Annotated in this window: 7 protein-coding genes and 1 pseudogene; 3 read left to right on the forward strand and 5 right to left on the reverse strand. The window is 37.2% G+C overall.

The genetic code is table 11. The features are described from left to right. Positions 1–289 precede the first annotated feature (289 nt). The 3 genes from PSI15_RS16300 to PSI15_RS16310 form a co-directional block, all read right to left on the reverse strand. Positions 290–1,153 (reverse strand): N-acyl homoserine lactonase, encoded by an 864-nt coding sequence (locus PSI15_RS16300; RefSeq protein WP_273584449.1) that lies wholly within the window; start codon positions 1,151–1,153, stop codon positions 290–292. A gap of 134 nt (positions 1,154–1,287) precedes the next feature. After that, the gene (locus PSI15_RS16305) at positions 1,288–2,310 is read right to left on the reverse strand and encodes a hypothetical protein (protein WP_273584450.1); all 1,023 of its coding nucleotides are present in this window, start codon (positions 2,308–2,310) and stop codon (positions 1,288–1,290) included. A 105-nt stretch (positions 2,311–2,415) separates the two neighbouring features. Then, positions 2,416–4,008 (reverse strand): hypothetical protein, encoded by a 1,593-nt coding sequence (locus PSI15_RS16310; RefSeq protein WP_273584451.1) that lies wholly within the window; start codon positions 4,006–4,008, stop codon positions 2,416–2,418. Positions 4,009–4,378: 370 nt separating this feature from the next. On the opposite strand from PSI15_RS16310, the pseudogene PSI15_RS16315 reads away from it, so the two are divergent. The 3 genes and pseudogenes from PSI15_RS16315 to gpmA all read left to right on the forward strand — a co-directional run. Continuing rightward, positions 4,379–4,714: pseudogene (locus tag PSI15_RS16315) on the forward strand (ATP-binding cassette domain-containing protein); the annotation flags it as partial. Between the two features lie 159 nt (positions 4,715–4,873). Beyond that, complete coding sequence (locus PSI15_RS16320; protein ID WP_273584452.1) at positions 4,874–5,701, forward strand: CPBP family intramembrane glutamic endopeptidase; 828 nt, start codon at positions 4,874–4,876, stop codon at positions 5,699–5,701. 236 nt (positions 5,702–5,937) lie between these two features. Beyond that, positions 5,938–6,690, forward strand: a complete 753-nt coding sequence (gene gpmA, locus PSI15_RS16325) for a 2,3-diphosphoglycerate-dependent phosphoglycerate mutase (protein WP_273584453.1) — start codon at positions 5,938–5,940, stop codon at positions 6,688–6,690. A gap of 87 nt (positions 6,691–6,777) precedes the next feature. On the opposite strand, the gene aroG is transcribed toward gpmA, so the two are convergent. Both aroG and pnuC read right to left on the reverse strand, forming a co-directional pair. Beyond that, complete coding sequence (gene aroG, locus PSI15_RS16330; protein WP_273584454.1) at positions 6,778–7,830, reverse strand: 3-deoxy-7-phosphoheptulonate synthase AroG; 1,053 nt, start codon at positions 7,828–7,830, stop codon at positions 6,778–6,780. Positions 7,831–8,080: 250 nt separating this feature from the next. Continuing rightward, a complete protein-coding gene (gene pnuC / locus PSI15_RS16335) occupies positions 8,081–8,815 on the reverse strand; it encodes a nicotinamide riboside transporter PnuC (protein ID WP_273584455.1) in 735 nt (244 codons plus the stop codon). Positions 8,816–9,121: the final 306 nt, after the last annotated feature.

Raw genomic sequence — 9,121 nt, forward strand, 5'->3', positions numbered from 1 at the left:
TTTGTTTCTGATTTACTGTATTTTTATTTGAATTAAACATAATTAAATATCCTCATTTATTAAAATAATAGTTTAATTATTAAAGGGTATGTTTTAAAAATCAATTATAAAATTTATAAGTTGTGTAATAAAAAATTAATATTTTGGATATAATCCAGTCAAAGGGAGTCCTGCGCTTTTCAGACCTCTAAAGAATATCGTGAAGAGTTGATAAGAGAGTAGCTGGCTCAATAGTACGTTAATGGGATATCCCATTAACGTACTAACCTGAAGAGTAATGTTGGCTAGTTTAATTAAACTTAAGTTGATCCTCTTCTCTGTAAGTGAAAGTTATTTTTTCACCAGGTGATAAAGGAAATGCCATTTTTACGATAGGTATTATTATGCCCGTAGACTGATAAAAGTCTCTTTGGTCATATTGGGCATCTTGTAATCCATTATTTTGATAAAAAAAGGCTTCAATGGGCAATTTATTGGGAATATTTTGTTCCCAAATACCTAAAACCAATTCATTATTCAAAGGTAAGTCAATAAGTGAACTCACTTTAATGCCTTGCATAAATATATCCGCACTACCTTCACCGGTTACATCGAAGCCACATTGAGCATTACGATCACGATGGTTGATATTTACATAATTATCAACCCATTGTTGTGCCGTAGTGATGTTTTGTTGTTGACAAGATCCTAAATCGGGATACCCCGAATAAGAACCACACCCTTTATTATTTCTGGCATCCGTACCTCCATCAATAGGAAAATAACAAAGGATTTCGGGATTTATTTTTTCAGGATTGTTCAGAATTTCAAGATAAGGAGAAAAAATGTAGCCATTATGGTGATCAACTTCTAACTGAACAACTTTAATATCGGATCTTAGATAAGAAAATGAAACACTCCCTCTTCTTTCTGACGTGGGGCTTGGATTCCATGAATGATATGCGTCTGAAGCAACAGTTCCCCTGATTAATATTCCAGAACATAAGAATATTGGAAGTCCATCATCCCCACAGTCAGTTTGGTTATCAAGGTATCTTTGAGTTAATTTTTCCGCAATATTTTCTCCAGTATCTGAATTGGCATTACCGATAAAGAATAATATACACATTATAATTTTTAGCGTAAAACTTATTTTGTTTATAAATGTTTTCATAAATTATATATCCTATAAACTTCAAATTACATTTTGCAAAATAAAGGAAACTTATTATCTTCCCACGGCGGGGGAGATAATAAATGCAGTTTGAATTACGATGAATACAAACAAATTGATTTCACTAATAACTTTTATAAAACTCGCCTTAGTATTCGGGAAAAATCATATCTCACTCCTGGATTCATACTTCCGACTGCATAATCAATTAACACTATTGATCCTCTATTTTCGTTTACCCAATCTTCTGGAAGCTTTACACCCATTTGTTGTGGATCATCTACGGGTTTATAATTAGACTGTGTTTGAGATTTCCCAACAGCCCTTATTTCTACTGAATCGGGAGGAGCCATACCTTCATATTTAATAATTACATGAATTGTACCATCACCTCGATAAAAAAGTTTTGGTGCTGGTAAGTTGAGTCTTTGCTTTTCAATCGTTAAAAAGAAAAACTCTGAGTATTGTACAGAGGTATAATTACCATCTGTATTATTAATTTTAAACCAAATTCGTGCCGTACTACCAATAGAATCGAGAAATTGCATTCTAGGAATATAGAATGTTAAAGGGTTAATTTCGGTTACTTCTTGGATATTTGTTGAATATTGGGGTAAAAAAGAACCTTTCTGACCTTGCCACAAAACTTGAACATTTTGCCCTAGTGTCATACCATCATACACAGGTACAATTATTTCTAATTCGTCTAACCTATAATAATCATCTTTTGTTAATAAAGTACCATTTTCGCTAGTAGCTTGTGGAACAGTTACAACTTGATGAACTTTAGGTTCAGATTCTCCGTAAAATATCATAGTTACATCTGAAATATCAGATTTTGCTTCATTACCTGATAATGATTTAGTTACAATGTAATATCCATGATAGGTACGATCTTCTGAAAAATCATCTATAGAAAAAAGAATTTCAACAAATTTATCTGGATTTTCATTAAGTATTTTAGGAATTGAAGTTATAATATTACCAGTAATACTATCTTTTAAGTAACCTACAATTTTATCACCTTTAGTTTCAGTAAAATAATATGGAATTAACATTACTATATAAACAGTTCCTTGAGATTTTTGGGCATTTATATCAATTTTCCCATTTACTGCTTGTGGATATGAAGGAAGACTTAATGAATTATTAGCCATGGTTATCATATATATCCTATTTAGAATAGTTGAGATAAAAGTAACCATATTTAAAATTATAAAATATCGTCACTTTGATTAAATACAAATTAATAATTTAAATATTTAATTTATTTCTCCTGGCAGGACAGTATCTACATACGCCTGCCATTTTTTACTATAATGTCCAGTACCTTCAGTCCCTTTGAAATAATCGATATATAGCGTGGCTGATCCACCGTACTCACTAGCGCCACCAAGATCCCTAAGTATATCGCCAGGAATCTCGATATGTCCTTTTGACGTAGTTTGACCTGCGGATGCCGCAGCTAACTGAAGTGGAAACTTAACGTTTAATTTCCCCCTGTTAGATGAATTAACCGTCAATTGAATAGTAATGGTATCTCTGGGATTGACTTTAATTTTATTATTAGAATCAGCCTCAACTTCCACATAGAGAGCAGTTCCCCCATTAAACATATATTGACTAATTGTAGTGTAATTAATTATATCATTCATGGGTATGATATCATCTGGATTAAGTCCATGACTAGAATATATCACAGGATATAACAAAGTCCTTTCATTTACATCCGGCCCTCTTGAACCCCACTCATATTTAAAACCAATCGTGTAAGAATATAAGATCTTCATATCTTCTCTTGCGAGAATATAACCAAAGGTACTTTCTTTATCGGACATTGGCAATGCTGAATAGGGTAACTGATAAGCATAAGTACCTAAATTCGCTACATTTGAAACTTGAGTATAGGTGTCTAATACTTTACCATTAACAGTAAACAAAATATAATCTGTATCTTTAGCTTGAGGATATTGTGGAATTTTTACATTAAAACTTGTTTCATTTTCTACGGGTGTTAAAACATCACCATCGAGTTGTAATATTTCAGGAGCACCCGGATGTGCATTAAATAGGGCACTCGATGCATCTAAAATAAACAGGGGATCTTTGGATGCATATTTGGTTAAAAAACCATCTATCGAGCTATGTAACTTTAATAAGAGCGACTTCGATTCTTGAGGAAATACATAAAATTGCAGGTTACCTTTCGAATCTGTGGTTAAATTAACATACTGATATCCTGAAAACCCATCAACACTAACGGGTAAGTCATTACCTTTGATATCCATCAATTTGACTTTTGATAAACTAGTTTGATCGTTTACCGATATATTAATACTTAAATTAGTGATTACTTTATTTGAGGTATCTTTTACGGTTGTTGATATTAATACTCTATTAGGATTATTTAAAGCAGGTAAGTTTTCACCTGTAGGTGTTTCGATATAAATTTTATCTGAAGTTAATATCAAAGTATTTACATCTATATCTGAAATTTTGTAATTGAAAACTTGGTCATTATAGCCGGTGTTTGTTGTTTTTACAGTGAAGTTTTCAGTTTTACCTATAAACTTCGCATCTGCACTAATTTTAACAAAAACAGTAGCTGTAGCAGATTTAAGACTAGGATCTATAGTAATTACTGGGCTTGTAGTGAATTCAATCCAATGACTCTTTGAAGTGATAGTTATAACATCTTTAGGTTTAAAATCTTTTGTCCCGCCCGATATTGTAATATTTAATTTTAAATTCTGACCGCTGATAAGGGTTGCATTATTAGGGAACTGTGTACCATCATCCATTGATATTGTTACCTTTTGTTGCTGAGTTACTGTATTTTGATTTGGATTCAACATAATTAAATTTCCTCATTTATTAAAATGATGGCTTAATTATTAAAGGGTATACTTTAAAAAATCAATTATAATATTTATAAGTTGTGTAATAAAAACTAATATCGGATATATGAAGCGATTTTAAGGGAGTAAAACTTAGATTGAAAGGAGATGTTGATAAAAGAGCGTTATTTAGTCCGGTAAAATTGGGGCTCAGTGTGATAAAGACTACAGCGACACATTGACATTGCACATTATTCCGCTTATTTCTGGTGATCCTTTGGTTAACGTTGCTTAAAAAGGAAGAAGAATGTCTGAGTTGCAAATAACGCAGGCGAATTTCCGTTTAAGTGACACCCGTATCTTACGGCTACCGTCACTGAAAATTATATGGCTGGATTTATTGGGGTTATCTGGCGCAACGGCAATTAGCCCCTTGCATAGTTTGTCATGGGGGCAGCAACGACTGGTTTTGATTGCCCGCGCGCTGGTGAAACATCCCGCTTTATTGATTCTGGATGAACCCTTGCAAGGGCTTGATCCCCTAAACCGCCAGTTAGTCCTGCGTTTCATTGATATCATGATTTCTCATGGTGACACGCAGCTTCTGTTTGTTTCTCATCATCAGGAAGATGCACCAGAGTGCATTACTCATCGCCTGCGATTTATTCCTGACGGTGATATTTATCGGTATGAAACCGAGAGCGTTGCCTTAAAATCGCTGTAATCTTCTTATCCACAACCTTATTGCGATTCCCCTTGTGATAGAGGGGAATATTTTTTTGATATTTTTGTTATTATTTTTGAATTTTTTAACCATTACTATAAAATCACCGCCTATTTTTAGACTATTTCATTGGTTTTTTCAAAGATAACAGGGAATTATATGGCTTGGGCATTTCTTGCCGTTTCATTGGCACTTTTAGTGAGTCGCCAGAAAATTGCTTTTTTCATTGCACTTTTCGCTATCATTGCAGGGATCAGCACTCACGTACTGACTTATCCGGCTATAATCACGCTGTCAGTGATGACGCTTTTAGGTGTGGCACACATTTATTGCCAAAAAAACAACGCTCTCAAAGTCATCACGGAGTTGTTATTGCTCACTGGTGGTATTTTGCTGTTTATCCATTACATTCCAGGATTTCATAATCTCAAATATCTGGATAAAGTGCAGGTCGGCCCGCTCAGTGCGCCTTTTTCAATGTATTTCAACTTTGACAAGGCGTTGCTGCCCTTCATCCTAATCTTCTGTATGCCGACTTTGTTCACCCGAAAACCGTTGGTTGAGGCACCGCCTCACGGATGGGCGTTGTTGATCGCAGCCATTCCAGCACTATTAGGGCTTGCGACAGCATTGGGTGGATTGTCCGTTGAACTCCATTTACCTGATTGGTTCCCTGCTTTTGTTATCGCTAATCTGTTTTTTGTTTCTTTGGCCGAAGAAGCGCTGTTTCGTGGTTATATTCAGCAAAAGTTAAGCCAATGGATGAATCCTTACTTAGCGCTTATCATGACTTCCCTGCTTTTTGGTGCAGCCCATTTTGCCGGCGGTGGTTTACTGATGATTTTCGCTACACTGGCAGGGTTAATTTATGGTCTGACATGGTTGTGGAGTGGTCGTTTATGGGTCGCGGTAGCTTTCCATTTTTCACTCAATCTGATGCACCTGCTATTTTTCACCTATCCAATAAAATCAGTGGTCATGCACTAAACTGAATTCCATTTAATCTGAATTGTCTCCCTCTATTTATTGGAAGACAATTCAGATCATAAACTCCCTGCTATCCCCTCAACCCTTCCAGATAGGTAACCGCCGTAATTATCACCAAACATGATTTAAAACAGAAGATACGAGACTATTGTTTGCCGTTTTGGTCTGTCGCGCCATATAATGCCCGCAGCGATCTTTTCATTTTGTATTAAAAAGTACTGATAGGAGTTTAAGCTATGGCTGTAACTAAACTGGTTCTTGTAAGGCACGGAGAGAGCGAGTGGAACAAAGAGAACCGTTTTACTGGCTGGACTGACGTTGAATTGTCTGACAAAGGCCGCTCTGAAGCACAACAAGCCGGCCAACTGTTGAAAGAAGAAGGTTTTGCTTTTGATTTCGCCTACACTTCCGTTTTAAAACGTGCCATCCACACTTTGTGGAACATTCTGGACCAAGTTGATCAGCAATGGCTGCCCGTTGAGAAAAGCTGGAAACTGAATGAACGTCACTATGGCGCATTGCAAGGTCTGGATAAAGCAGAAACCGCCGCTAAATATGGTGATGATCAAGTTAAATTGTGGCGCCGTGGCTTCGCGATTACACCTCCTGATTTGACCAAAGATGATGAGCGTTACCCAGGCCACGATCCTCGTTACGCAAACCTGAAACCCGAAGAACTTCCGGCAACGGAAAGCCTCGCGACAACGATTGAGCGTGTTGTGCCTTATTGGGAAGAAGTTATCAAACCACGCGTCGCAAAAGGTGAAAAAGTCATTATTGCCGCTCACGGTAACTCCCTGCGTGCCTTGGTAAAGTATCTGGATAATATGAGCGAAGAAGAAATTCTTGAGCTGAATATTCCAACGGCTGTCCCACTGGTTTATGAGTTTGATGAAAACATGAAACCTGTCAAACACTACTATCTGGGCAATGCTGATGAAATCGCGGCAAAAGCAGCAGCCGTTGCTAATCAGGGTAAGGCGAAGTAATCCTTAAGGATCGCAGAAGTCAAAAAGAAAAGTGTGTTAAAAAGCCGGATTAATTTCCGGCTTTTTTTATCACGTCTTGACGATAAATCAGCTTCTGCGACTCTGGACAGCCTGAGACAACTGGCGCAGTAATGTTTCTGTATCTTCCCAACCAATACAACCGTCTGTCACACTCTGGCCATAAACCAAAGGCTCACCACTCTCCAGATTTTGATTCCCTTCAACCAGATGGCTTTCAACCATCACACCGATGATGGCATTTTCACCGCCTGCAATCTGACCACAGACATCCACGCCGACATCCATCTGTCTTTTGAACTGCTTCGCGCTGTTTGCATGACTGAAATCAATCATTACACGGGGAGCCAAGCCTGCTTTTTCCAGCCCTTCTTTAACTGCACTGACATGTTTGGCGCTATAATTAGGTTCTTTGCCGCCACGCAGAATAATATGGCAATCCTGATTACCGGTAGTATTAACAATTGCAGAATGGCCCCATTTCGTGACAGATAAGAAACAGTGCGATGAGCTGGCTGAACTAATCGCATCAATCGCAACTTTGATGGTTCCATCCGTGCCGTTTTTGAAACCCACCGGGCAAGACAGGCCGGAGGCCAATTCGCGATGAACCTGAGATTCTGTTGTGCGTGCGCCTATTGCGCCCCAGCTCATGAGATCTGCCAAATACTGGGGGGAAATCATATCCAGGAATTCACCTGCCGCAGGTAGCCCCATATTGTTGATATCAAGCAATAGCTTGCGGGCAGTACGCAATCCATCGTTGATATCAAAACTGCAATCCATGTTTGGATCATTAATCAGCCCTTTCCAGCCTATAGTTGTGCGAGGTTTTTCAAAATAAACCCGCATGACGATTTCCAAATCTGCTTGTAGCTCTTCACGTAATTTATTCAAGCGCCCGGCATATTCTAATGCCGCTTGTGGATCATGAATTGAACATGGGCCAATGACTACCAATAGACGATCATCTTCACCAATTAAAATATTATGAATAGATTTACGTGCCTTACGAACAGTAGTAGCACTATCTTCTGTCGCCGGAAATTTTTCGAGTAATGCAACTGGTGGCAATAATTCTGTTATTTTTCTTATTCTTATATCGTCATTCTGGTAATTCATGATCCTTTCACCTAATGTGTTTACAGTTATTTGAAAATAATTTTGTGATCTCAATCTAACTGTTAGGCGTTGTGCTGTAAATAATCTTTGTGTGTAAAAATAAGATAGTTGTTTATAGAAAATACCGTTTAACATAAAAATGAAGTGAATTCAGAGAAATGGACTAATAAGAAAAGAATATTTAGCGGTAAAATAGAAAATAATAGACCATAGACAGGTTAATTATCTATGGTCTATTATCAGTTTTAGTTTACATTTTCTTCTGATCACTATCCGTTGTGTCTAGCCCATTATGTTTAGCGGCTTTGATCCACAAACGGGCTCCATTCAGTGCAATCCCCATCAAGATAATATATTGCAGCGACATCGCCAGAACACCTTGATGATAATAAATCACGACACTGATTACATTGATGATGATCCAAATCAGCCAGTTTTCTACGTGCTTACGCGTCATCAATATCATTGCCACTATGGATAATACCGTCATCACAGAATCCCAAAACGGGAAAGCATCGGGCTGTAAAGCAGGCAGGGTAATATTAAAGCCCACTCTCTGCAAAACAAACACGGCCTCTTTTGCCATATAACCAAATATTTGATCAATGTTAAATGTCATCACCCATATGGCAAAGATAGAAATCGCGGCAACCATAGCCATCTGTTTAAGGCTGAGCCAACGAATTTTAAGCTCTATTTGTTTTTGCTCATCGACTCGGCTCCATGCATACCAACCATAGATATTGGCGGCGAAGAAAAAGATTTGCAGAATGAGGCTAGCGTAGAGTTGAATTTGAAAAAAGATGACAGCGAATAGTGAGACATTAATTAATCCAAATAGATAATTAATGATTTTCTCCTGGCTAGCAAGCCAGATACATAACAAACCCGCTATTGTGCCTATCGCTTCAATATACGAAAGGTTATAGCCGCCTGTTCCTAATGGTATGTGTACTAATATGTTATGAATGTTGAAAAAATCCATACTTTCTTATCCTTACCATAAACAATGTTTAGTATAGCAATACAACACATGTGAAATCATAAGGTAAATAGGCCATCTTGCCCCTTGTTGTTTTGCATACTAAACAAGATAACGAATTTAAAGAAAAAAGTCTTTAGGTATTTTAAAGATTTTAAAAACGATAAAGAAAAAATGTGAAACCAGTAATCAACTTATTAAGTTATTACTCTAACGATTGAATTAAAGCGTTATCTAAGGAATGTTTGAGATAAGAGTTTAGATGGTGGGTCGTGCAGGATTATTCGGCCTGCGGCCTCACCCTTCGGG

This window comes from Xenorhabdus sp. PR6a (assembly GCF_028599065.1).
Taxonomy (GTDB): domain Bacteria; phylum Pseudomonadota; class Gammaproteobacteria; order Enterobacterales; family Enterobacteriaceae; genus Xenorhabdus; species Xenorhabdus doucetiae.